Source organism: Enterococcus sp. DIV0691, assembly GCF_051711145.1.
GTDB lineage: Bacteria > Bacillota > Bacilli > Lactobacillales > Enterococcaceae > Enterococcus_B > Enterococcus_B hirae.
Map to the genome: position 1 here is coordinate 213,676 of NZ_JBIOLY010000001.1, position 23,663 is coordinate 237,338.

Genomic DNA, 23,663 nt, shown 5'->3' on the forward strand with positions numbered 1-23,663 from the left:
AGACGTTTAAACAGCTGACTTTCAGTAGGGAAAGTTGATGCGAGAGATTTCTCTTTCCTGCTTCTGCGGTTACTCGTCACATTCTACTTGGCGTGTTTTGTTCTTAATTTGTTTTACTTTCTTTTTGCCTTGATTGATCAAAAACAACGTAAGTAATGACATAGAAAGTAAATAGATAAAATTAAAGAACCAATTGTTTAACAGACTTCCTTCCTTTGGTAAATAAAACTCATAAATATAAATATAGAAAATATGAATAAAATAAAGTTCTTGTGAATGAAGAGAAAGATAATTACTGATAGGGGCGAAGAAATTCCCTTCATATTTAGCTAACATATACCATAAGAAACAGCCACAGAAACAGCCATATAAAATAAAAGGCAACTGTGGTGGGTATTTAAAGTAAGTTAATCCATGGAGTCCGTAGAGATAGAAACTAATGCTTAAGTAACATAAGATAACAATTGATAAGTGTAATAGTTTTTTTCGGTCTAATTGAAAAACAAGTAATCCTAGTAAAGCAATCGGACAATAGCCAAAAGCTAAAGGAACGAGTTGAGTATAAAGGATTTGCCATGAGCTTGGAACATAAGGAATCAAATAAACTAAAAAGATTTGGAGGATTAATAATAAAGTGAAAATACCAAGTATTTCCACAAAGTGCTGATATTTTTTGCTCAATTTATACAGGAAGGGCATGAGTAAAGATACAAGAAAAAACGTTCGCATAATCCAAGCATAACCATAACCTGTATCCATGAAAAAAGCGTGCAAAATATAAAAAATATTAAATTGATAAGGAGTATCGGTAATCTGAGCAATGAAAAAAAGTGATGTAAATAATAACGCCAGAAATATATAAGTTGGAACCATTAAACGAGTGAATCTTTTTTTGACATAGGAAATATAGGAGAGATTCTTGCTGCTATAGTAATAAGAAATAGCTAAACAAAAGGCCATTAATGGCACATCAAAACAACGCAAATTGAACAGGATTCCTTGTAATCCTGTATGAGCAAGAATGATACACAAAATTGCTAATGCTCTCAAGTGATCAATTTTTTGATTGCGTGATCGTTTCATAAAATAATCATCCTTAATAAAGTGGCTGGGGCAATAGTGACTCTATAATTTGAGGTTGAGACAAAATTGTTCAGTATCAAGAAATAAGAAAGAATTTCCGAAAATTGACAAGAAATACAAACACTAGTTTTTGATGTTGATTGTTACCTGCTTGGTGCTCCTCAAATTTTCCGAAGATACTAGTTTTATCTCACCGTTTATTCGTATTTAGAAATACTAGAAGAGACTGAGACAAGTTTTGTCCCAGTCTCTTCATGATTGACAAAGAGCCGCAATCGTTGCTCCAGCTTCAGTTAAATAGTTAGTATAGAATTTTTAATAACATTTTTTACTTTCTTAGAACTAATTGTCCGTTACGTACATCGTAATGGTATGTTCCTCTTGTATTGTGTTTCAAGTTCTCATGATTGATGGCTAAACGAGTTGCATTTGCTTCTCGGTGTGTCACAGTAACTGTGTCGCCCTCCTTCAAATTGATCGTATCCGTTTTAGCATCATAATGACGATCTCCAATGTATTCTTTTTGATAGAGCGTTTCATTATTACGTGAAATAGTGATACTTGCATAGCGATCATTGAAGTAACTATGCGGAGTACCAGCTATTGTACGTACGGTTGCTACGCCATTTGCTACGTCAAAGGAAGCAAAATGGAAGTTTCCTAATCCTTTGAAAGTAAACTCTTGCAATTGATCAAAAGCATTATTTAATCGTGTCAATAAGTTATCTTTTTGGCTACTGTTTGGTAAAGCCGTTACTTTTTTCTTGGCTTGATCAATATCTTTTTGCATCAGATTTGTCTTGATTTTCGAATGATCATTGTCTTGGAATAAGTGGTCAACAGCTTCTGTGGCTTCTTTGAGATAGTTATTTAATGAAATAGTTACTGTACCATTGTCTTTCACAAAAAGATATGGTTTTTGGATATAACCAGTGTCTGTTCCCAATTCAAGAGAGTATACACCATTTGGCATGTTGTTGATCGTAACTGGATCGCTACCTAAAGTAATTTCTTTATAAAGTTTGTTTCCATCTAAAATACGCAATTTCATACCTTCGAACAAGTTGCCATCTTTAAACTTCAATGTAACGTTGCTTGTTAGATTCAATGGTTTTAATTCTTCATTTGTAACTAAAGATAAAACGGAACTTAGACGATTATTTTGTGTCAATTGTTGAATCGCTGCATCTAATCGATTATCAGGAACCACTTGTGCCAAATGAGCCACTTGTTGGTAGCCATTATCTGCGGCTGCTTTTTTCGCTTTTTCTGATACTGATAAGCCCCAAGCGTTTAAGACAGCAGAAAAGTCCACTTTCTTCGGTGCACCCATTTCAGTTGTGATCAAATCTGGTAATGGATAGTTATTGGCATTGAATCCTGACTGACTAGCAAATTTTCGGTAGTTTGTATAGAAATTTGTAAAGCCTTCATTTCCTGCTTTATCAACGATGTTTGAAAGAATGACTAATTTTTTACGTAAATCTTGACTATTGAATTTTGGATCAGCACTATTGATTGTATTCTTTAATGCATTTTCAATGGATTGTTTGTGTCCATAATCATAAAGCCAAGAATTTTTATCGGCAGCAGTTTTACCCATGTGTTTGTAATTATAAATTACACCATATAGATTATTCCAAACTTCACCGACATCCATTCCTTTGTTCATAAAGCTTCCTTGATAGCCGTGACCAGTTTCATGAAGCACTCCCCAACCATCGCCTAACCAAGCGTCGCCAGACGTACTAGTTTGTGCTGCCCAAAGGCCACCATAATAAAGAGCACCCGCACCTGAAGCATCTGCTTTATAGAAATATCTACGTTCTGAAGAACGGTTCAATGGATTTGGGTCATTGTCAGATAAACCTAATAATTCATTATAGGATCCGATAATATCATTATCATATTTATCAATTAGACGGTTGAGGTCCACTTTTAAAGCTTGATTGCGATTTTGTTCAGGTAAGAAAGTTTGAAATCTCTTTCCTTTGATCAATCCATAACCTTTTGTTTGATTCCAAGTATCTTTAAATGCTTCGATATCCCCATTTTTACTAAAGACTGGTAATAGGATTTTTTGTCCTTCTACAGTAAATTCTAATTGTGGTTTTTCCCCATTTTCTTGATTATATGGCGTATAAACAAATGGTACTGCTAAAGCTTTAGCAGTTAGTGTGACATTGTTTGTTGTGAAATCAATAGCAGATTCAGTACTTGAATTATTGGTTAATAAACGCAACGTCATTTTTGAAGTGAATTTTGGATTCGTTTGTCTAATGGTAATTTTTGCACCTTTTGTTAATTGGATACCTAAATCTTGACGATCATGATCTTTCCCCATTAAAATTCCTGCAGCAGCAGTATTTCCTGGATATGCTGTGGTGAACATCGTTTTTTTATAGGTTTTTAATGCAAGATAAGCTTGGTCATATTTTTTTTGTAAAGCTGTTCGTTCAGCTAATCCGTTAGGTAAAGCATTGATTTTTTCTAAAGCTGTGTTTAATTGTTCTTGTGTATTTTCAGCTTTAGGTGTTTCGCCATCGAATAAATCATTGACGGCTTTCGTCGCTTCTGCCAGTTGCGAAGTGAGGTTTTCTAATTTGCCATTTTTAACAAGATAGGTGTAATTGCCGGCAGTATTGCCCTTTAAAGAAGGATCTGTAGCAACAAAACGAGTATCATTCGCTTCACGATGTGTGATCGTTACGATATCCCCATTTTGTAAAGGAATATCTTTTTGTTCGGCTGTCAATTTTTGGTTGCCGACAAAGTTTTTTTGATAAACCACTTGTGTCCCACGTTTAATTTGTAAACTTGCGTAAGTATCTCCATAGAAGCCCCAATGTGGTTGGACAGCGAGGGTTTGTAAGTGGAGGTTACTTCTAGCAACACTGATTTGAGCAAAGGTTGTATTATCATAACCTTTTAAGGTAAATCCTTGTGTTTCAGCTTGAACACTGATGGCATTGTAGGCCTTTTCCAGCTTATTCCATAACTGATCGCGTTGAGTTAGATAATCCGGTAGTGCATTAAGTTTAGCTGCTGCTGCATCTGCTTGCTCTTGGGTAATGCCCAGTTTAGGTGTGTCGCCATTGAACAACTCGTTGACAGCTTTCGTTGCTTCTGCCAGTTGCAAAGTGATGTTTTCTAATTTGCCATTTTTAACAAAATAGGTATAATTGCCTGCAGTATTGCCCTTTAAAGAAGGATCTGTAGCAACAAAACGAGTATCATTCGCTTCACGATGAGTGATCGTTACGATATCTCCATCCTGCAAAGGAATATCTTTTTGTTCAGCTGTCAATTTTTGATTGCCGACAAAGTCCTTTTGATAAACCACTTGTGTTCTACGTTTAACTTGTAAACTTGCGTAAATATCACTATAAAATCTTGAGTGTGGTTCAACGGCCATTGTTTGTAAGTGAAGAGTACTATTCACTACACTAATTTGAGCAAATGTTCGATCATAGTAACCTTTTAGGGTGAAACCTTGTGTCTCAGCATGGACACTGATAGCATTGTAAGCTTTTTCTAGCTTATTCCATAATTGACCAAGTTGGGGCAGGTAATTTGGTAGTGCGTTAAGTTTAGCCGCTGCTGCATCTGCTTGTTCTTGGGTGATGCCCAGTTTAGGTGTGTCGCCATTGAATAAATCATTGACTGCTTTTGTCGCTTCTGCTAGTTGTAAAGTAATATTGCTTAATTTGCCATTTTTAACGACATAAGTGTAATCGCCAGAAGTATTACCTTTTAATGATGGGTCATTGACAGCAAAACGAGTATCATTCGCTTCACGATGAGTGATTGTTACGATATCTCCATCCTGCAAAGGAATATCTTTTTGTTCAGCTGTCAATTTTTGGTTGCCGACAAAGCTTTTTTTGTAGACGTCTTGTGTTCCACGCTTAATTTGTAAACTTGCGTAAGTATCTCCATAGAAGCCCCAATGTGGTTGAACAGCGAAGGTTTGCAAGTGAAGGTTACTGTTAGCAACACTGATTTGAGCAAAAGTTGTATTATCGTAGCCTTTTAATGTAAAACTTTGCGTTGAGGCTTTAGGAATAACTTGAGTATTAGTTGATGAGAGATTTTCTTGGGTAGCTAGTACTTGGGCACTTGGTAAAAGTAAATTTGAAAATAGCATGATACCAGTAGCTGAAGTAACAATTATTTTCTTTTTCATTGTATTTCATCCTTTCTCCTATCCAAATAAAGATTTCTGTTTAGGACCTAAGCATATTATTAGTGGCTCAGATAATTTTTTTTTATATTTCAAAAAAGATAGAAGAAATTTATTTTGCTAGAAATAGGTTAAGACATTGATATAACAATATTTGATGTGGATAACTTTAGGAGAGCAATCATTTTTTATTGGAAAAAGGATAGACGTTTATTCGATTGGAGATTTTTATTTTTTAACATAAGTATTCTTGAAATTGAAAAAACGTGAAAAATTTTTTTTTGGAGGTCGCCTATAATTTGTCTATCAATAAAAATTTATTGACAATTTAATAGGAGGTTTTAATGTAAAATGGGAAAGAAAAATCTATCAAAAAGCAAAAAACTTAGAAAACAACTACTTGCTGCGTCAGCTGCAGGCTTAGTGCTTGTTTCAAGTGCAGCTAGTGCAGGAACCTCATTGGTTTATGCAGCAGAAAAAAATCAAACAGCAACTACTGCTGAAAAAAATACAAAAAATTCGGAGGCTATTTCAAACGAGAACACGTTGACTCAAAAACAAAATCTAACAGCTACAGAAAGAAAAACAGTGAATCCTTCCAATTTTGATTGGAATATTGGAGAAGTATTACCATCAACACCGACGAATAATTATTCTGGGACACTACCAAATACTGTGCGAGGAGCTACTTTTCAAATTACTTTTTCAATCTTCAAACAACCTAGTTCCACATTAACAGCGAATGACATAAAGGTTAATGTTCAAGGGAAAAATGTGAAGTTTTCTACTTCGCAATATTCAAATACAATAAATGTTCAAGTGACATTCCAAGCTGAAGGAACATCAACTAATTTTTCTATTAATGTGGCTACTGGTAAGGGAGATATTGCTCGTTGGAATACAAGTAACTATCGTAAATTCACCGATGTCCCACAAAGTGCAATCACAAGTAGAAACAGAATCAGTACATTGCTTGACTCAATTTATTCAACGAGTGGTGTCTTAGCTCCAGGTGTTACTCAAAGTAGAATTGATAATGTTCGTCAAGAAATGAATAATTATATTCCAAGAGATATTAGTAGTAGCTATATCTCAGCATACTGGGCTAATTTCCTTACACCGTTTCTAGATAAAGCATCCGCTGAAGTAGATCAAATAAATAAAGCTACGGTAGCAGTGAATAACTTATTCAATGATAATCAAGTACCTAAACCTAATAATACAAGTGAACAGGTTAACGCTGCCAAAGCATTAGTAAATGCTCTGCCATATAGTCAAGCAAAAGAAGACTTGCTTGCAAAGGTTGCAAAAGCTCAGAATGCTTTAGACGAAATACAAGTACAAGCAGCCACAGAAGCAGTAAATGCGTTATTCAATGGAGATACACCAAAACCAGAAAATACACAAGAACAAATTGATGCAGCTAAAGCTAAAGTGGATGCATTAGCAAATAGTGATGCAAAAACAGCTTTATTAGCAAAAATTACGACAGCTCAAAATGCTTTAAATGCAGAAGTAGAAAAAGAAAATGCAGCCACAGAAGCAGTAAATGCGTTATTTAATGGTGATACACCAAAACCAGAAAATACACAAGAACAAATTAACGCAGCCAAAGCAAAAGTAGATGCATTAACAAATGAGACAGTAAAAACAGCTTTACTAGCAAAAATCACTGCTGCACAACAAGCATTGGATGAAGCAACTGAAGAAGCTGCGAAAGTACAAGCAGCCACAGAAGCAGTAAATGCGTTATTCAATGGAGATACACCAAAACCAGAAAATACGCAAGAGCAAATCAATGCAGCCAAAGCAAAAGTGGATGCTTTAAAAGCAAGCGAAACAAAAACAGAATTATTAGCCAAAATCCAAAAAGCACAAGAAGCACTTGAAGAAAAATCGAAACAAACATTAACACTTAATCCATATACATTAGGAGATCAATATGTAACGGGTACAATTACTGGGAACATCAAAAAATTCCAATTGATTGTCAATGGACAAACCTATGAACCTGGTTTTAAATTAAAAAATGGAAAACTTGAAGTATATGTAGGAAATCGTGTCCCAGAAGGAACAACTGAGTTTACATTAAAAGCATTTAACCCAGCAGGCACACAAGTTGCTTCTCAAACAGTACAAGTTCAAGCACCATCATTGTCTGTCGATAAATTTGTTTTAGGTAGTGAATACATGACAGGCTCTTACCAAGGCAACAGCATTAATAAATTCCGACTAACTGTTGATGGTAAAGTATATGAACCAGGCTTTAAATTAGAAAATGGTAAATTTGAAGTTTATATCGGAAGTAAAATTACTGGAAGTTCAAAAGTTATTAAGCTTGAAGCATTAGATAAAGCCGGTAAAACAATTGTCGAACAAAATGTAACAGTAGAAGCACCGCAATTGACAATTAATGAGTACATTCGTGGTAATGAATACTTAACAGGTACTGTTGCAGGGGAAGGCGTTAAAAAATTCAAATTGATTATTAATGGACAAGAAAGCTTCCCAGGATTCAAATTAACTGACGGTAAATTTGAGATTTACGTTGGTAATAAAGTACCAGCAAATGTTAATTCTATTAAAGTAGTGGGAATAGATAAAACAGGTCAAGAAATTGTTTCTCAAGATGTGAATGTACAAAATCCTGAGTTACAACCAAATGAATACCTAGCTGGCAATGAGTATGTAACAGGGACGTTCACAGGTCAAGCAATTAAAAAATTCAAATTAGTAGTTAATGGACAAGAAAATTACCCAGGATTTAAAATCACTGAAGGTAATAAATTTGAAGTATATATTGGTAACAAAGTACCAGTAGGAATAACGACATTTACGCTGATTGGATTAGATAAATCAGGACAACAATTGACTTCAAAAGAAATCACTGTGCAATCCCCAACTTTAAGTATCAATGAATATGTCCGTGGCGATGAATATATGAGAGGTACATTCAACGGTGACGGCATTAAGAAATTCAAATTAGTAGTAGATGGACAAGAAAGCAATCCTGGTTTTAAAATCACTGGTGAAAACCAATTTGAAGTTTATATTGGTAATAAAATCACGGCTGATTCAAAATCTATAAAATTAGAAGGTCTAGATAAATCTGGAAATGTCTTAGTAAGTCAAGAAGTTTCAGTTTCCCAACCAGAATTAGTTCCAAATGAATATACACGTAATTCAGAGTATCTAACAGGGACTTACAAAGGAGATATCCGTTCTATCAAATTAACTGTTGATAATAAGGAATACAAACCAGGCTTTAAATTAAAAGAAGGCAACCAATTTGAAGTTTATATTGGTAATAAAATTCCAGCTTCAGCAAATAGTTTTACAATTGAAAGTCTAAGTTTCGATGGAAAACAACTTGTTTCTGTAAATGTACCTGTTAAATAAAAGGTATGAAAGACGCTCAAAGCATAGAGAACGCTTTGAGCGTTTTTTTGTTAAAGTTCGTCTTTTTGATATAAAAGTAAAAAATTCCAACTGACTTTGATTTTTTTTCAATTATTGAGGCTGTTCTAAAAAAAAGGAAGAAATAGTTAAAATTAATACTTTGTGCAACTAAATAGAGTCATTGACCGAAGGAAGCTAAAGAAATGTATTATTTCTATCCTATCTTTCAACTAGATTCATTTAAGTTTTTAGTATGAATATAGCAGTATGTTTAAAAATGAAAAAGAATGGATAGTTAATTTTATTGATAAAAAAATAGGCTGAGGTGAAATAGATAAAAAAATGTTATCTGTATGTTTTGCTAAAATATAAATTAAGAAAAGAGGAAAGCGGCTCTCTTTTTCTGCTAGTTCATTGCAAAAAGTATTCTTTAAGGTCTTTGAACGAATGTTTTTCATTTTTAGTAACTTAGAAGAAATTTTTACCAAAATAATTGTAAAATGAGCAGAAGTAAATTTTTATAATGATAACAGTAAGTAATTTTAGGAAGTTAGGAGAAATGATCATGAAATTAGAACGTGGAATCACTGTTTCGGCCTGTGCTGTCTCTGGGGAATTAGCTACAGGGAAGATTAGTAATATTTTAACGAATGTCGTTATTGTAGAAGCAGGTGTCAAACACTATGTTGTTACTAAGAAAGTGCTGAAGGAACAAGGATATATCATCGAAGAGCCAGAAGAAGAATTAGCAAAAGATTATAAAGATTATATAGTAGCGATTTGAAGAGAAATAATCTTTGTCCCATCCTTGCTCTTAGTTTGTTCAAACTAGTTTACTGAGTGGAAAAAAGAAATATTGCTTATTCGAACAAACAGAGTGAAATCATTGGTACTGAACTAGCTTTTTTATTAGTGATAGAAAAGAAAAAAGAATTAGCAAGCAAATTGGATCTTGCTTGCTAATTCTTTTCAGTATCAAGTGAAGATCAATCAAAGTTCATGATACGTGTCGCAATCTTATTGATATCCTTAGAGATGGAATTCAATGAGATTGGGAAAATATTCTCGGTGTTAAAGGTTTCCTTATTCAAAAGCGTTCGCTCACAAATAATTAGATGACCGGTTTTTTTGATATATTTAGGCACATCGTCCATGGAATAATAAAGGGTAGTGTCAATCAATAAATCACTTGTAGACATTTTCTTTTCTAATGAATTCCGAAATACGATATGCGAAGTTTCACTTTCTGCTACGATGACCACACCTATTTTTGATTGGTTCCCATGGGTCAAGATGAAAAAGGTCAACTGACAAAATTCTTGCAGATGAAAATAAGGAATATGATGAATAGGAGTATCAAGTTCTTCAATCCATTTATTTAAAATAAACTTGACTTTATTTAATAAATCTAGTTGCTCTGCACTTAAGAAAATATGTTTGGTAACTAAGAAATTACCAACGTTCAAAGCACACGTGTATAGCAGGTTAAAGAGGGGGACTTCAAACAAAATATTGCCAAATAAATTCACACCAAATTCTTTTTCAAACATTTCGATCAATAAATCGATTTCTTTAAACTTGGTGATCAAGCGATTTCTTACATAATGATAATCGATCTCGATCATGAAATAATTTGGTGAATTGTAAGGAAGTGTACGGTAAATAAGGGCTAGATAGGCTATCTCTTCATCTGTTAAAGGTTCCTCGATTTGTATGAAAATCTCTCTAAACATATTGAAAATGATACCATCTTTAAAAATGTTCATAGTGTCGTTTGGAAAGACAATTGGATTGCTTTTTCGCCGTTCCAATGAAAGATAGATGGCGGATTTGAAGAAAGTATATTGAGTTTTATTTAAACGATTAGACAGGATATGAAGTAGTTTGTCTGCATATTTTTCAGCTTTTTCCATTGTTATGGGATCAATTTGTGTATCTAAATAGTCACACCGCATCCAAACTGAAAGGATCAAAAAGCGATACTGTAACTCATGCGATTCTTCGGGTTCCTTCGTAAGTGGGGTGAGTGCTTCTGCAAAATAGTTCTCTACATCTTTTTTTATTTTGAATACTTTTGTCACAGATAAAAACTCTTCATCCACAAGTGTTAAATAATCATTTTCTCCCATGATATATCGGGAACAAACTCTTAAAAAATTAGAATCTTGGTAAATTTGTTTGATGAGATCATAGCGCCTAATAGATGGTTTGAAAAATATCAGTAGATGACTACTAGTCATTTTATAATAGTCGATATCATCTTCGAGTCGAATGACTAATTTTTGGAAATCCGCTTTGATTGTGTTGAATGTCACACCCAATCTTTCTGCAGTTTCGCTTACGTTCAGTTCTTTTAATTCAAATAAAAATTCAACTAACTTTACTTTTCTAATAATGTCTTTTTCTATATAATCTTCAATCATTTTAAATTCTCCTAAACAGATTTGATTCTCTTCCATTTGAAGTTTCCTTCGCTTGGTAAATATCACTTTATAACGCAAAACATCCATTTTTTGTTCGTTAAATTTTGGGGGAACCAATATAAATAAAGGTAACTATAGTTATTCTATAAGCAATTTTAAAAGGGATTTTTTTTATTATTAATTTTTTTGTGGGGTTCTATAAAAAAATTAGGAAAGTATTATGAACGAAAATACTATACTAATATAGCAACTAAATTTTTTTGTACTAATTTAGGAAGAATGAGATAAATGATTTTAAGGAGAGATGAACAAATGAAAAAAATAATTTTAGCAAGTATGGTTGTCTTCGCATTGGCAGGCTGCTCGGCAGGTAAATCAACTAAAACTACTAATACAACTAGCACTGATAGTACAGCTTCTTCCAGTCAACCAACGCAGACAAGTAGTGAAATGACATGGGCCGATAAGCAAGATATAGAAGTAAAGCAATTAACAAAAATTGCTGAAAAAACGATTACCCAAAATAATAAATTGGACCCAAAAAAATTGAAGTTTATTAAAGAAACATTATCAACAGCTGATTTAAAGACAGTTAAAGGAAAAGGCCAAGAATATAAAAATGTCAAAGAAATTTATGGGAAATATAGTTATGAAGGTAAAGAGTCTGATTTTGATCTAGTGATTTCATTTGAAAAACCAGATTCATTCAAGCAATATACAGTCATCAAATATGTAACGGATAATGAAAAAACTAATTTCAGTAAGATTGATTAAGTCAATAGTTGACTGTAGTATCCCTTAGATAATTGATAGCAACTAAGAAAGATAAAAAAAGTATTATTTTCTTTCAAAGTGAACATCGTCAATTAATGAGCAAAAATAGTTTATAAATAATTTTATTTAGGAGAATCAGAGATAAGGATGGAGCAAACAGTAAACATAGAGAAATTTTGGCGTATCATAAAAAAAAGAAAATTTGCGATTGTGATTTCTGCTTTATTAGGTTTAATTATGTCCATGCTTTTGATTGCATTTGTCTTAGTCCCAAAGTATGAATCACAAGCCCAATTAATCGTTACTTTACCTAAAAACGAAACGGCAGACATTAATGATGTCAACAGCAACTTGCAAATGATTACCACCTATAAAGACATTATTACTGGAGACTTGATAATGGATGAGGTGTCTCAAGACTTAGCGAAAAATTTTGGTGTCCATTTAACAATTGAGCAATTACGAAACCTTATAAGTATCAAACAAAAGGAAAATTCTCAAATGTTTTCGATTGTCGCAACGGATCCTGATCCAAAACTTGCCCAATACATTGCTAACGTTACAGCCGAAAAATTTCAGAAGAATGCAAAAAAATTACTCAATGTAGATCGCATTTCGATTATTTCAAAAGCTACGCTTAGTGCAACACCAACAGAGCCACATAAAAAAATAGTTTTGGCCAAAGGATTGCTTATTGGTTTATTTATTGGTTTGATGATCATTATGATATTAGAATTCATGGATCGAACAATCAGTGATAGTGAGACGATTCAAAATGAATTTAATATGGTGGTACTGGGAAGTATCCCTTATATGGATGACAATGAGAAAAAAAATCGAAAAAAGAAGTAAGGGTGTAATCAATGAGAAAGACAAGAAGAGGAAGAAATGCCACAGTCAGAAAAAATTTAATTACAATCATGGATAAAACTTCACCGATTACAGAACGCTATCGAACGATTCGGACCAATATCCAATATAGTTTTCCTTATGGTAAAAAAGTGCAAACATTAGTGGTTACTTCGCCAGGTGTAGGTGAAGGTAAATCAACTACAGCAGCTAATTTAGCAGTGGTTTACGCAAATCTAGGGCAAAAAGTATTGATCATAGATGCAGATATGCGGAAGCCAACCCTAGACAAAATTTTTTCTTTAGAGAAACATGTAGGTCTTAGCACATTATTAGGTACAAACATCAAGGCTAAAGAATGTATACAAGAAAGTTTTGAAAAAAATCTTTCTGTTATGACAAGTGGACCGAAACCTCCTAATCCGGCTGAATTGTTAGGTTCTTCTCGCTTAGAAGAAGTGATTGAGGAGTTGGAAGCAACCTATGACATGATCATATTCGATACCCCTCCCTTGACTGCCGTGACAGATGCACAAATACTGTCTTCAAAAGTGGATGGAACGATTATGGTAGTCAGTGAAAAGTTAACAAAAAAAGCGAATTTTCGAATAGCTAAACATCTACTGGAATTAGTAAATGCCAATATTTTAGGAGTAGTTTACAATGCTTCTAAAGAGGATGAAAATCAAGGCTATTACTACTATGGATCGTGACCTGCTATCATGTTCCAAATGAAACTCTTTGCTAAAGAGAAAAGCATCAAAGTACACGAATGACAAAACAAAAGAACTTTTTCAAAGAAGACCCTAAGTTTTGAAAAAAATCATTTGTCGTAAGAGGCTGACACTGAGGTCTCTCATTTATTTCCTTTTATAATTATGAAAGAGTTTGAGACAAAAATTTTTTGTCTCAAACTCTTTTTATGTATACAAATCATTTTTTATTTTTTTAAGTAATTCGTTTGAAGGCTAAAAAAACAAAAAAAATCAAGTGAGGGTTCTCAGTAGAATAAAAGACATAGTTAATCCTAAATTTACAGGATTTATTAATGAAAGGCGGAGAGATCATGAAAAATTTTAAAGGGATATTGTTTACATTGGTGTCAGTTATCTGTTTATTGTTGCCGACAGCAGTTCATGCTGAAACACAAGGGGCAATCACCAACGCAGAAAGAGATATTTTAAATGAGCTTTATACCGGTGTAACGGTGAAAGGGAAAAAATATGATTTTGATATTACAGATATCACAAAAGCAGAAAATTATCTGAAGGTCCATCAGGTGTCAGATGAAAATGCGTTAAAGGTAGCAAATTACTTAAGAGAAGCACGTCAATTGATCTTAGATAATTCACAAAATGTCGATGTTCGTTCGATCCATTCACTAAAAAATCTGATCAAAGCTTTACCACGTCCAGTGATTGAGCAATTAAAAACGATTGTCTTAAAAATTGGAGAAATTTTAAATCTGAGAGTGACTTTTTATCGAGATGGCGTTTCGGTTGTCGATCCTTCAGGTACTCCTATTTATTCTACAGAAGATGAAATCAAACAAACCGGTGCAGATTATACCACGAGCTATGTGGCTTTAGGTGCTGTATTGATGTTGGCTGGAGGCGCATATTGGGTGGCACGTAGAAGTGAGTAAGAGAGGAATCAAGGGAGGGCTAAATCGAATAGTTAACGGATGTCTGTTGGCGTTTCTTTTTTTGGTCATCAATTATTCTTTGATTTATGTGATTGGCAAACCAGTCATTCACTTTGTCACCTCCTCTATCCAGACATTGTTACTTGCAGAGGCACCCACATTTAAAGAGAACAATCATAAAGAAGCTATCAAACAACTTTCTACGAATGGAGAAAGCGAGATTTCTTCTAGTAAAATTCAATTTCCTCATTATGGTCAATTGTATGGAGAGATATCTGTCCCTTCGATCCAATTAAAAACACCATTATATTTTGGCGATTCAGCAACTATTTTAAGAAAAGGCGCGGGACAATATATGGGTTCCACTTTTCCAGGAGAAATAGGAACTACATTGATTGCTGGGCATAATAGTGATTCATTTGGCAAGTTAATTAACATCAAAGCGCAAGAGATTATAACAATCCAAACGAATTACGGTAGCTATCAATATGAGGTAGAAGAAGTAAGAGTAGCCAATAAACATGATACTCAGATAAAGCAGGAGATTCGTCAAAGAAATAATGCCAAATTAATACTATATACCTGTTATCCGATCGACAGCATTGGCTTAACGGATCAACGATTATTTGTAACTGCAAAATTACATGCAGGACCGATGATCAATGAAAATAAATAAACAAAGGATAGTCGGCATGAAGAAAGGTTTAAGAAAGAAAACAGCACGCTTATTTTTGACCTATATTTGCTCGGTTGCATGTCTTTGCTTTTTGTCTTTGCTTTGTATCAGAGTAACCTTAGCAAATCCTAATTTCATGAGCAAGCAAATGGAAAATTCTCGATATACAAAATTAGTTCAACAAGAAATTAACGAGAAAATTCAAGATATTGGAAGAGGTAGCAATGTCCCGGCGAATCAGTTAAAAGAGATTGTCTCGTTATCATTTGTCCAAACTAATGTCAAAAAGTATGTAACTAGCCTTTATATGAGGAAAACATACGATTTATCTGGAGAAGAAGAAATCAAAGAGAAAATCCAACAACATTTAAATCACTATATTCAAACAAAAAACATACAAGTAACGAAAGACAAAGAACAAGTAATCAATAGGCTAGTGGATTCTTCGATCGAAGCAACCGAAAAATCGTTAGAAATTCCATTTTTAGCTAACTATGTGAATAAAGTGAAGCAATTTAAGCCGTTGCTGAATCAATTGATTATTGGAAATGGTGTGATCTTGGTTTGCCTACTTCTGCTATTACTCCACACCATTCATTGGTCACATCAAAAATTCCGATTTGTCGCCTTGATGTTTTTAGGCGCTGGCGGAACACTCCTATTATTACCCACATGGATCTATTTTAGTGGTGTGATTGATCGGATCGGTATTTTAACGGAAAGTGTTTATTACTTTGTACGGGGGTACTTATTGTCTTTCGTCCAAACATTTATATATGCAGGGATACTTGCTGTGGTTATGGCTATTGGAATGTATGTAATCAGTGAGATAAAAAGAAAGGTCGTTATCAATAAAGGTGGGGCTCAAAAATGATCGATTTACATTGTCATATTTTACCAGGAGTTGACGATGGGCCGAAAACCATCGATGAAAGTCTCAAAATGGCGTTGAAAGCCAGAGAACAAGGAATCACACATTTGATGTGTACCCCCCATCATAAGAATGGGCGATTTTTGAATCCCGCTACGAATGTAGCCAATGAAGTAGCAAAATTACAAACTGAATTTGATCGTAACAATATTGAGCTGAAATTGCTCGTAGGTCAAGAAAATCGTATTACTGGTACGTTGATAGAAGATTTAGAAAAAAGAGAAATTATTGGTTTTGGGCAGCAAAAACAGTTTCTACTAATAGAGTTCCCGACGAATGACGTTCCCCTTTATGCAACAAAGCTCTTTTTTGAATTAATTGCTAAAGGCTATATACCAATCATCGTCCACCCAGAAAGAAATAGGATATTCATTAATGATCCGAATAAACTGTTGCCTTTCTTAGATATGGGGGCGCTAGCTCAAGGAACGGCACCAAGTATCGTCGGTTTGTTTGGACGAAAAATCCAAAAGACTGCCAAAACAATGATTCAATTAAATATGGTTCAAATGATTGCTTCCGATGCCCATAGTTTAGAAAAAAGGAATTTTTATTTAAAAGAAGCATATCACATCATTCAAAAAGATTATGGTAATGAAAAAGTTAAATCATTAAAGAAAATGCCGATGGATATCCTATACGAAAACAAAATTGAGCCGTTTACTTATCAAAGAGTGAAACATCGTCGATTTAGTTTCTTTCGTTGATTTGATCCATTCGATAAAGAAAGGTGGCAATGGGATGAGTGAAAATATCGAGGTTACGAAAAAATTTCAAGAGGGCTTTGGCTCGAGAGTCCAATTTTATCGTGTGAAGCTGAAACGCAAAAAATTATATGAACTTTCTAAAAGAATCATTGATATTATTTTTAGCTTTATTGGCCTTGTGGTTTTATCACCTCTCTTACTTTGGATTGCTCTTAGGATATATCTGGAAGAGCCGGGAAAACCAATCATTTTTTCCCAATACCGAGTAGGCAAAAATAAGCAGTTATTCAAAATGTATAAATTTCGTTCGATGTGTGTCGATGCAGAAAAAAAGCTCCCAACGCTACTGAGCAAGAATGAAGTAGAAGGGGCGATGTTCAAGATGAAAGATGACCCACGTGTAACAAAATTTGGACGATTCATTCGTAAAACAAGCTTAGATGAATTACCACAACTATGGAATGTTTTGAAAGGTGAAATGAGTTTAGTTGGTCCTCGTCCATCTTTACAAAGAGAGGTTTCGCAATATACGAAATATGATGAGCAAAGACTATTGGTCAAACCAGGTTGTACCGGTTTATGGCAAATTAACGGGCGTAGCAATATCGGTTTTTCTGAAATGGTGATGCTAGATTTAGAATATATCGAAAAGCGAAGTATTTATATTGATTTCAAAATCATCTATCGTACATTTTTTGTTATTTTGCGTCCTGAAGGAGCGTGTTGATAGGGAAATGAAAAAAAAAGTTTTGCTCTTGAGTGAATCAATGGAAGGCGGCTTAAGAAAACATATCGTTCAATTGATTGAACAATTAGACCAAGAAGAATTTGATCTTTACTTTATTCATGGAACAAAAAAAATGGATCACTGTTTTTCTGATCAATATATGCAGTTAAAAGATCGAGCTACCTTTATTCCCTGTCCTACCTTTACTAGAAATGTCGATGTGAAAAATGATTATGTTACTTACCGCTTCTTGAAACAACAAATGAAAGAAATTCAACCGGATATTGTGCATTGTCATAGTTCGAAAGCCGGTGCGCTAGGGCGAATAGCTGCTAAAAGAAATCGTATTGAGCAAGTTTTTTATACACCACATGCGTATTCTTTCTTATCTTCGGAATTTAAGCAATCTAAGAAGACACTATTTATTTGGATAGAGAAGATGCTAAGTAGGTATGCAACGAAGAAGACGTTTAATGTATCTGAAGAAGAACGAATGGCAGGTATAAAATTACACCTTGATAACCCATCCAAATTTATAGTCATCCGCAATGGATTGCCTGCAATCGACTTTCCTTCTAAAAAAACGATCAAAGAATCTCTAGGGTTGAAGGAATCGAATATTGTTATTGGTAACAACGCACGTCTTTCTTTTCAAAAAGACCCTTTTTTATTTATGGAAGTAGCAAAAGAAGTCATTCAACAAGACCCTAATTATCATTTTGTCTGGGCAGGGGATGGACCACTATTCAAAGAAGTCAAAGCATTTTTAATCAAGCACGATTTGACGGGAAATGTCCATTTATTAGGAGAAAGAACGGATAGTGAACGAATCGTTGCAGGGTATGATCATTATTTGATCACTTCGAGATATGAAGGGTTGCCTTATTCTTTGATCGAAGCGATTCGCGCTGGTGTTCCGATTATTGGCAAAAAGGTGACAGGAGTAGAAGAAATTATTGAACAAACAGGTGGTTGCTTATTAAATACAGATAGTCCTCACTCATTTGCACGAGCAATCCTAAATGCAGAGCATAGCTGTGACAAACAACAAATAATAGCGATCTATCAAAAAAATTATTCATTAAATCAAATGATTCGAGAGATTACAAAACAGTACAACGGAGAAAATTGAGAGAAGGCATAGTATGGACAAACGCTTAAAGGATAAAAAAATATTGTTTATTGCATGGAAATTTTACGATTATCCACAGCTGATCATCGAAGAATTAGAAAGAAAAGGCGCAAAAGTGACGTATTATAATGCGATCCCTTCGGACTCACACCTCAAAATGAAACTTTCTACAAAGTTCAATACCTTAAGAGAGAGTTATCTGAAGCAAATTTTATTAGCGATAGGACAAGAAAATTATGATTACTTTTTCGTTATCAATCCAGTACTGTTTCCTGAAAAGTTCATCAAAGAGGTGACCGATATTGTTGGACCGATCCCTAAATTAGCCTATTTATGGGATTCAATTGCTACATTTTCACAAGTGACTAGATACTTTGATTATTTTAATTATTTATATAGTTTTGATGCGAAAGACTGCAAGAAATACGCAGAATTAAATTTTTTGCCATTATTCTACATAAATTCCGATGAGAAAAACAAAAAAGAGCCAACCTATCTTTTTTCTTTTGTGGGATTCGGTCATAGCATGCGTTACTCATTTATCAATCAAGTAAAAGAACTTTGTGAGAAAAAACAATATAGCTACTATTTCAAACTATATCTTCCTTCTATCTGGCATTTTTATTATTACAAATATGGAACTAAGACACTCGCAACAGCCAAAAAAGAAGAATTCATCTATCAACCACTTCCGCAAACAATCGTTAATGAAGTGGTTAAAGAGAGCAAAATTATTTTGGATCTAGAGCTAGCAAATCAATCAGGTCTCACGATGCGTACGATTGAGACACATGGAATGAGAAGAAAACTGATTACAACAAATCCAGAAGTGAAAAATTATGATTTTTACCATCCTGATAATATTTGCGTAGTTGACCGAAAAAAGCCAGTTATTCCACAACGTTTTATTGAGACAGACTACCATTTACTAAATGATCAACTTTACAAAAACTATCAATTATCCACTTGGCTCGATCGGATCTTCAGTGGAAAGGAGTAAGGAAATTGAAGAGAATTAGCGTGATTGTTCCAATCTATAACGGAAGCTTGTATTTAGAAAATACACTCCAAGCGTTATTGAATCAGCCCTACAAAAACATCGAGTTGATTTTGATTGATGATGGTTCACAAGATGATAGTTATCAAATTTGCCAAAAATTTGCACAACAAGATGAACGTATATTATTGATTCATCAAACAAACGCGGGGATCTGTGCAGCCCGTAATACAGGTTTAGCTTATGCGACAGGCGAATTTGTTAGTTTTATCGATCAAGACGATGCAATTGATCCCAATATCTATGTCTATTTGTCTAACAAAATCGGAGATGCAGATATGATCGTAGGCGGCAAATCGATGCAGTTGATTGATAAGAAACAACTGCTTTTGTCTGAAATAGATTACTCCTATGAAGAAAAGCAATTAAAGGATCAAAAAGAGATTGCTTATGCTTTGTTTAATTTAGATCATCGAATGACGTTTCTCCATTTATGGAATTGTTTGTACCGAAAAAAAATAATAGATGAGTATGATTTGAAATTCGATGAAAGATTTCGTTATGGGCAAGAAGATACTTTATTCAATTTTAACTATGTTTCTAAATGTCAAACGATTCAGCTGGTCCCCGAAGTAGTTTATCAATATAGTCAACGTGAATTGACGAGTACTTCTTTAAAAAATAATCCCTCAGCTGTGAAAGATTTTCAAATATTTATAGAAACAATTGGAGAAATTGAATGGAATGAACGCGTTTATCCCTACTATCAAAAATATCGCTATACTTATTTTTTACGACATGGGTTGAATATCTATACCCAATTCGGCATGAATACAGCGAATCAAAAAAAGATGCTACAAGATATCCAACAACTATTGTCCAAAGAGAAAATACAGAAACCTTTAATCATAGAATCATCACGGTATTATAGAAACTATTTATGTCTGGTGAGTCGTTTAATGGAAAAACGGAGATATCGAACCTTGAATCAGTTGATTTATGGAACCAGTTTTATAAAAAAAATGTTGAATAGGGTGTCTGCTGGATGATCATCGTTGCTTATTTTGCTGTACTGATACTTAATTTTATTGAAGTTTTCAGAAATAAACGCAATAAATATTTACTCTTATTAAGTGTTTTGATCCTCGGATTGATTTTTGCAGGTGGTACTGAAAATACAGACATGGTCTACTATAAAGCAACTTATTTTGATGATGCACGTATCAAATATAAAGCGACAGAATTCGGCTTTTACTATTTTGCACAGTTTTGCCGACAATTAAATTTAGGACTCTTTGGTATGCGTGGGTTGGTCTTTTTATTTGCAACCCTATTAATCGGTGCGACAGTTAAAAAATATTGCGTAAATACTCATCTATTTATAATTATTTATACGTTATTTTTATTTTTTATTGATGCTATTCAACTAAGGAATTTAGTGGCGATATCTCTTGTGATTTATTCATTTCCATATTTAGTAGAAAATAAAAAAATAAAATATTTTTTTGGCATAATTAGCGCTAGCTTATTTCATACGATCAGTTTATTTTATCTACCGTTTTTATTTTTATCTTCAAAAAACAAAAAGTTTTTTATTCAACTAATGGTTGGTGGTGCAATTTTTCTGGAGTTGATCTATGTAATCTATAGTGGAACTCCTCCCTATTTGAATTATTTAATCGAAGAGTTCTCAACAAATTCCGGAAGAATCCAACAATATACTGAAAAAATAACAAATGGTTCGATACAAGTTATTTTTCTTTTCTTGCTGAATGTGGGGTTAGCATACTGGGCACATTTAGGATTTCCTAAAAGTACAATCAGTCAAAAAAATAAACTATTCTCACAATATGTGTTTTATGCTTCGGTGATTTTATTGATGTTTATTCCTTTGCTTTGGTATTCTGTGGAATTTTACCGTTTAGCCAGAGGTATATTGCCTTTGATTTATATTTCTGTGATCAATGCTAGTTATAAATACAAAAAAGTCACCTATTATCAACTCGTTTTGTGGGGGATGTTAGTTATTCACCTTCTGGCTTGGTTTTATGTTTCTTATTTTTCGATCTCTATACCTGAAAGGATTTTTAATCCGCTATTTTATCAGAATGAATGGCTATAAGAAAGGACAAAATACAATGAGCATCTTATTTTTGAGTGGGATTTCTGCAGAAGAAAATAAAGGTATTTTTAAAAAGAACTGTTCCCAAGCAAAGTATATGAGCAATCATAAAAAGCAATGTTGGTTACTTTATTTTAAAAAACAAGAAATAAGAGTACGTGAGTTTTATGACAAGCAGATGATTCACGACAGTCTATTAACAAAGAGTGATGCAACGAATCACCGTCAAAAAATAAAAGATATCCAAATAGCAACAAAAAAATTATTGTTGTCGAGAGAATGGACTCATTTCTATTTTCGGGATCAATATTATACAAAAATAATGAGTGAACTGTTAAGTATCTCTCAGCAAAAAACAATTCAAACGATTATGGAAATTCCTACTTATCCTTATTATAAAGAACAATTGAATGTAGCACCCAATAAGTTAAAGGGTGGATTGAGTCTAGTATGGAATTACTTAGGTGATCGATTGTATGAAAAAAAATGCAATAAGATTGCAGTAATTGAGGCGAAGACAAGTAATAAAAAAAAGGCGAAGATGGTTTCTTTTTACAATGGTGTAGATCCGGATAATTTGCCAGTCAATTTATATCAGAAAAATGAAGAACAGCCTACACATCGGGTAGTTGCTGTTGGAAATTTTTATCCTTATCATGGGCTGGATCGTTTAATTGAAGGACTTGAATATTATTATCGGACAAAAGATGAGATAGCACCAGAGGTCTTCTTTGACATTGTTGGTGGGGGACCAGCAATTGAAGAGTTAAAACAACTGGTAGCATCTTACCGATTACAAGGATACGTTATATTTCATGGGTATAAAGATCGTCAAGAATTAGAACAGCTTTATGGTGAAGCTTCAATGGCTATCGGTACATTAAAGTTACATCTACGAGGTGCCAATATTGAGACAGCTATCAAAGTATCCGAAGCACTTTATCAAGGAATTCCAGTGATTACATCAGGCGAAACACCATTTTTTAGTGCAGTAAAACAAAATATTTATCAAGTAAAGGATGATGATTCACCGATCTCAATCAACGAAATGCTTCAATTTTTGGGAAAAAAACGTATCCCTGTTGGGGATCAGGTGTTACTCGACCTCTTCTCATGGGAAAAAATAATAGAAAAAATAGTAAATTTTGGGAGTGAGAATTGATGAAAATATTAGTAACTGGAGCAAACGGTTATTTAGGAACTGGAATTGTAGACCAACTGATCAATGATGGAAATGAAGTTATTGCGACAGATGTCAGAACGAATCGAATAAATAAAGAAGCCACTATCTATCAAGAAAATCTTTTTGATATTTCTGATCCGTATCATTATTTTGGTGAACCGAACGTATTAGTCCATCTTGCATGGCAAGATGGATTTATCCATAATGCAGAAAGTCATATTAGAAACTTATCCGATCATGCACTATTTTTAAAAAAATTTTTCTTATCAGGAATCGATAAAATCGTAGTGATGGGATCGATGCATGAAGTTGGATTTTATGAAGGCTGCATTAACGAATTCACTAGTACACACCCAATGAGTTACTATGGCATTGCAAAAGATTCATTGAGAAATTTCAGTTCGTTTATGGCTAAAGAAACCAATAAAAAATTTCAATGGTTGCGTGCTTATTACATTGTATCGAATCAACCGGGTGGTAGTTCGGTTTTTTCAAAAATCATTGAGAAAGCCAAGGAAGAAGAGGTAAACTTTCCTTTTACAATGGGGGAAAACCAATACGATTTTTTAGACTATGATGATTTTTGTTTTCAAGTAGCAGCAGCTGTTGAACAAGACGAAATCTCAGGAATCATTAATATTTGCTCAGGTTATCCTGTTAAATTAAAAGAACGTGTCGAACAATTCATTGCAGATAATCACTTGAATATTCATTTGGATTATGGTGCCTATCCCGATAGAAAATATGATTCTAAGGCTGTATGGGGGGATAATAAAAAAATACAAAAAATTTTAAAACAAGCAAAAAATAAAAAAATAAGTAAGGTGTAAGA

At 33.8% G+C, this 23,663-nt stretch carries 19 protein-coding genes; 16 read left to right on the forward strand and 3 right to left on the reverse strand.

What is annotated here, in order from left to right; translation table 11 throughout:
- Nucleotides 1–69: 69 nt before the first annotated feature.
- On the reverse strand, nt 70–1,083 hold the full coding sequence (locus IGJ11_RS01040) for an acyltransferase family protein (RefSeq protein ID WP_010736869.1): 1,014 nt from the start codon (nt 1,081–1,083) through the stop codon (nt 70–72).
- A 328-nt stretch (nt 1,084–1,411) separates the two neighbouring features.
- On the reverse strand, nt 1,412–5,269 hold the full coding sequence (locus IGJ11_RS01045) for a putative mucin/carbohydrate-binding domain-containing protein (RefSeq protein ID WP_016249923.1): 3,858 nt from the start codon (nt 5,267–5,269) through the stop codon (nt 1,412–1,414).
- A gap of 348 nt (nt 5,270–5,617) precedes the next feature.
- Here IGJ11_RS01045 and IGJ11_RS01050 point away from each other — a divergent pair, with 348 nt between their 5' ends.
- Nucleotides 5,618–8,665, forward strand: a complete 3,048-nt coding sequence (locus IGJ11_RS01050; RefSeq protein WP_438772243.1) for an immunoglobulin-like domain-containing protein — start codon at nt 5,618–5,620, stop codon at nt 8,663–8,665.
- 565 nt (nt 8,666–9,230) lie between these two features.
- On the forward strand, nt 9,231–9,449 hold the full coding sequence (locus IGJ11_RS01055) for a hypothetical protein (RefSeq protein WP_010720317.1): 219 nt from the start codon (nt 9,231–9,233) through the stop codon (nt 9,447–9,449).
- 202 nt (nt 9,450–9,651) lie between these two features.
- On the opposite strand, the gene IGJ11_RS01060 is transcribed toward IGJ11_RS01055, so the two are convergent.
- The gene (locus tag IGJ11_RS01060) at nt 9,652–11,088 is read right to left on the reverse strand and encodes a helix-turn-helix domain-containing protein (RefSeq protein WP_223603461.1); all 1,437 of its coding nucleotides are present in this window, start codon (nt 11,086–11,088) and stop codon (nt 9,652–9,654) included.
- Between the two features lie 312 nt (nt 11,089–11,400).
- Here IGJ11_RS01060 and IGJ11_RS01065 point away from each other — a divergent pair, with 312 nt between their 5' ends.
- The 14 genes from IGJ11_RS01065 to IGJ11_RS01130 all read left to right on the forward strand — a co-directional run bounded on the left by IGJ11_RS01065 (nt 11,401) and on the right by IGJ11_RS01130 (nt 23,661).
- On the forward strand, nt 11,401–11,862 hold the full coding sequence (locus IGJ11_RS01065) for a hypothetical protein (protein WP_010720315.1): 462 nt from the start codon (nt 11,401–11,403) through the stop codon (nt 11,860–11,862).
- Nucleotides 11,863–12,009: 147 nt separating this feature from the next.
- Nucleotides 12,010–12,714 (forward strand): YveK family protein, encoded by a 705-nt coding sequence (locus IGJ11_RS01070; protein ID WP_010720314.1) that lies wholly within the window; start codon nt 12,010–12,012, stop codon nt 12,712–12,714.
- An 11-nt stretch (nt 12,715–12,725) separates the two neighbouring features.
- On the forward strand, nt 12,726–13,424 hold the full coding sequence (locus tag IGJ11_RS01075; protein WP_010720313.1) for a CpsD/CapB family tyrosine-protein kinase: 699 nt from the start codon (nt 12,726–12,728) through the stop codon (nt 13,422–13,424).
- A gap of 353 nt (nt 13,425–13,777) precedes the next feature.
- Nucleotides 13,778–14,356: an LPXTG cell wall anchor domain-containing protein gene (locus tag IGJ11_RS01080; protein WP_223603460.1), complete on the forward strand. Its 579-nt coding sequence runs from the start codon at nt 13,778–13,780 to the stop codon at nt 14,354–14,356.
- A complete protein-coding gene (locus tag IGJ11_RS01085) occupies nt 14,349–15,032 on the forward strand; it encodes a class D sortase (protein WP_010736874.1) in 684 nt (227 codons plus the stop codon). The genes IGJ11_RS01080 and IGJ11_RS01085 overlap by 8 nt, the downstream gene beginning before the upstream one ends.
- 148 nt (nt 15,033–15,180) lie before the next feature.
- Entirely contained in the window at nt 15,181–15,906 is a 726-nt protein-coding gene (locus IGJ11_RS01090) for a hypothetical protein (protein WP_228197237.1), read from the forward strand.
- Nucleotides 15,903–16,670, forward strand: a complete 768-nt coding sequence (locus IGJ11_RS01095; RefSeq protein ID WP_010720309.1) for a tyrosine-protein phosphatase — start codon at nt 15,903–15,905, stop codon at nt 16,668–16,670. Before IGJ11_RS01090 ends, IGJ11_RS01095 begins: the two co-directional genes overlap by 4 nt.
- A gap of 34 nt (nt 16,671–16,704) precedes the next feature.
- Nucleotides 16,705–17,397 carry a sugar transferase gene (locus tag IGJ11_RS01100; RefSeq protein ID WP_096709714.1) on the forward strand — a complete coding sequence of 231 codons (693 nt, stop codon included), beginning with the start codon at nt 16,705–16,707 and terminating at the stop codon, nt 17,395–17,397.
- Between the two features lie 7 nt (nt 17,398–17,404).
- The gene (locus IGJ11_RS01105) at nt 17,405–18,529 is read left to right on the forward strand and encodes a glycosyltransferase (protein ID WP_010720307.1); all 1,125 of its coding nucleotides are present in this window, start codon (nt 17,405–17,407) and stop codon (nt 18,527–18,529) included.
- Between the two features lie 13 nt (nt 18,530–18,542).
- Nucleotides 18,543–19,529 carry a hypothetical protein gene (locus IGJ11_RS01110; RefSeq protein WP_010720306.1) on the forward strand — a complete coding sequence of 329 codons (987 nt, stop codon included), beginning with the start codon at nt 18,543–18,545 and terminating at the stop codon, nt 19,527–19,529.
- A 5-nt stretch (nt 19,530–19,534) separates the two neighbouring features.
- Entirely contained in the window at nt 19,535–20,575 is a 1,041-nt protein-coding gene (locus IGJ11_RS01115; RefSeq protein ID WP_010720305.1) for a glycosyltransferase family 2 protein, read from the forward strand.
- Nucleotides 20,572–21,648 carry an EpsG family protein gene (locus IGJ11_RS01120; RefSeq protein WP_010720304.1) on the forward strand — a complete coding sequence of 359 codons (1,077 nt, stop codon included), beginning with the start codon at nt 20,572–20,574 and terminating at the stop codon, nt 21,646–21,648. The genes IGJ11_RS01115 and IGJ11_RS01120 overlap by 4 nt, the downstream gene beginning before the upstream one ends.
- A 16-nt stretch (nt 21,649–21,664) precedes the next feature.
- Nucleotides 21,665–22,810 (forward strand): glycosyltransferase family 4 protein, encoded by a 1,146-nt coding sequence (locus tag IGJ11_RS01125; protein ID WP_161652308.1) that lies wholly within the window; start codon nt 21,665–21,667, stop codon nt 22,808–22,810.
- Nucleotides 22,810–23,661, forward strand: coding sequence for an NAD-dependent epimerase/dehydratase family protein (locus IGJ11_RS01130; protein WP_010736877.1), 852 nt, complete (start codon nt 22,810–22,812; stop codon nt 23,659–23,661). The genes IGJ11_RS01125 and IGJ11_RS01130 overlap by 1 nt, the downstream gene beginning before the upstream one ends.
- Nucleotides 23,662–23,663: the final 2 nt, after the last annotated feature.

What these genes read in the sequence shown, in the direction of transcription:
- IGJ11_RS01120 (WP_010720304.1), top strand. Translation starts at nt 20,572, where the DNA reads ATGATCATCGTTGCTTATTTTGCTGTACTGATACTTAATTTTATTGAA.
- IGJ11_RS01075 (WP_010720313.1), top strand. Translation starts at nt 12,726, where the DNA reads ATGAGAAAGACAAGAAGAGGAAGAAATGCCACAGTCAGAAAAAATTTA.
- IGJ11_RS01070 (WP_010720314.1), top strand. Translation starts at nt 12,010, where the DNA reads ATGGAGCAAACAGTAAACATAGAGAAATTTTGGCGTATCATAAAAAAA.
- IGJ11_RS01100 (WP_096709714.1), top strand. Translation starts at nt 16,705, where the DNA reads ATGAGTGAAAATATCGAGGTTACGAAAAAATTTCAAGAGGGCTTTGGC.
- IGJ11_RS01050 (WP_438772243.1), top strand. Translation starts at nt 5,618, where the DNA reads ATGGGAAAGAAAAATCTATCAAAAAGCAAAAAACTTAGAAAACAACTA.
- IGJ11_RS01055 (WP_010720317.1), top strand. Translation starts at nt 9,231, where the DNA reads ATGAAATTAGAACGTGGAATCACTGTTTCGGCCTGTGCTGTCTCTGGG.
- IGJ11_RS01080 (WP_223603460.1), top strand. Translation starts at nt 13,778, where the DNA reads ATGAAAAATTTTAAAGGGATATTGTTTACATTGGTGTCAGTTATCTGT.
- IGJ11_RS01060 (WP_223603461.1), bottom strand. Translation starts at nt 11,088, where the DNA reads ATGATTGAAGATTATATAGAAAAAGACATTATTAGAAAAGTAAAGTTA.
- IGJ11_RS01105 (WP_010720307.1), top strand. Translation starts at nt 17,405, where the DNA reads ATGAAAAAAAAAGTTTTGCTCTTGAGTGAATCAATGGAAGGCGGCTTA.
- IGJ11_RS01040 (WP_010736869.1), bottom strand. Translation starts at nt 1,083, where the DNA reads ATGAAACGATCACGCAATCAAAAAATTGATCACTTGAGAGCATTAGCA.
- IGJ11_RS01110 (WP_010720306.1), top strand. Translation starts at nt 18,543, where the DNA reads ATGGACAAACGCTTAAAGGATAAAAAAATATTGTTTATTGCATGGAAA.
- IGJ11_RS01045 (WP_016249923.1), bottom strand. Translation starts at nt 5,269, where the DNA reads ATGAAAAAGAAAATAATTGTTACTTCAGCTACTGGTATCATGCTATTT.
- IGJ11_RS01065 (WP_010720315.1), top strand. Translation starts at nt 11,401, where the DNA reads ATGAAAAAAATAATTTTAGCAAGTATGGTTGTCTTCGCATTGGCAGGC.
- IGJ11_RS01125 (WP_161652308.1), top strand. Translation starts at nt 21,665, where the DNA reads ATGAGCATCTTATTTTTGAGTGGGATTTCTGCAGAAGAAAATAAAGGT.
- IGJ11_RS01090 (WP_228197237.1), top strand. Translation starts at nt 15,181, where the DNA reads ATGGAAAATTCTCGATATACAAAATTAGTTCAACAAGAAATTAACGAG.
- IGJ11_RS01095 (WP_010720309.1), top strand. Translation starts at nt 15,903, where the DNA reads ATGATCGATTTACATTGTCATATTTTACCAGGAGTTGACGATGGGCCG.
- IGJ11_RS01130 (WP_010736877.1), top strand. Translation starts at nt 22,810, where the DNA reads ATGAAAATATTAGTAACTGGAGCAAACGGTTATTTAGGAACTGGAATT.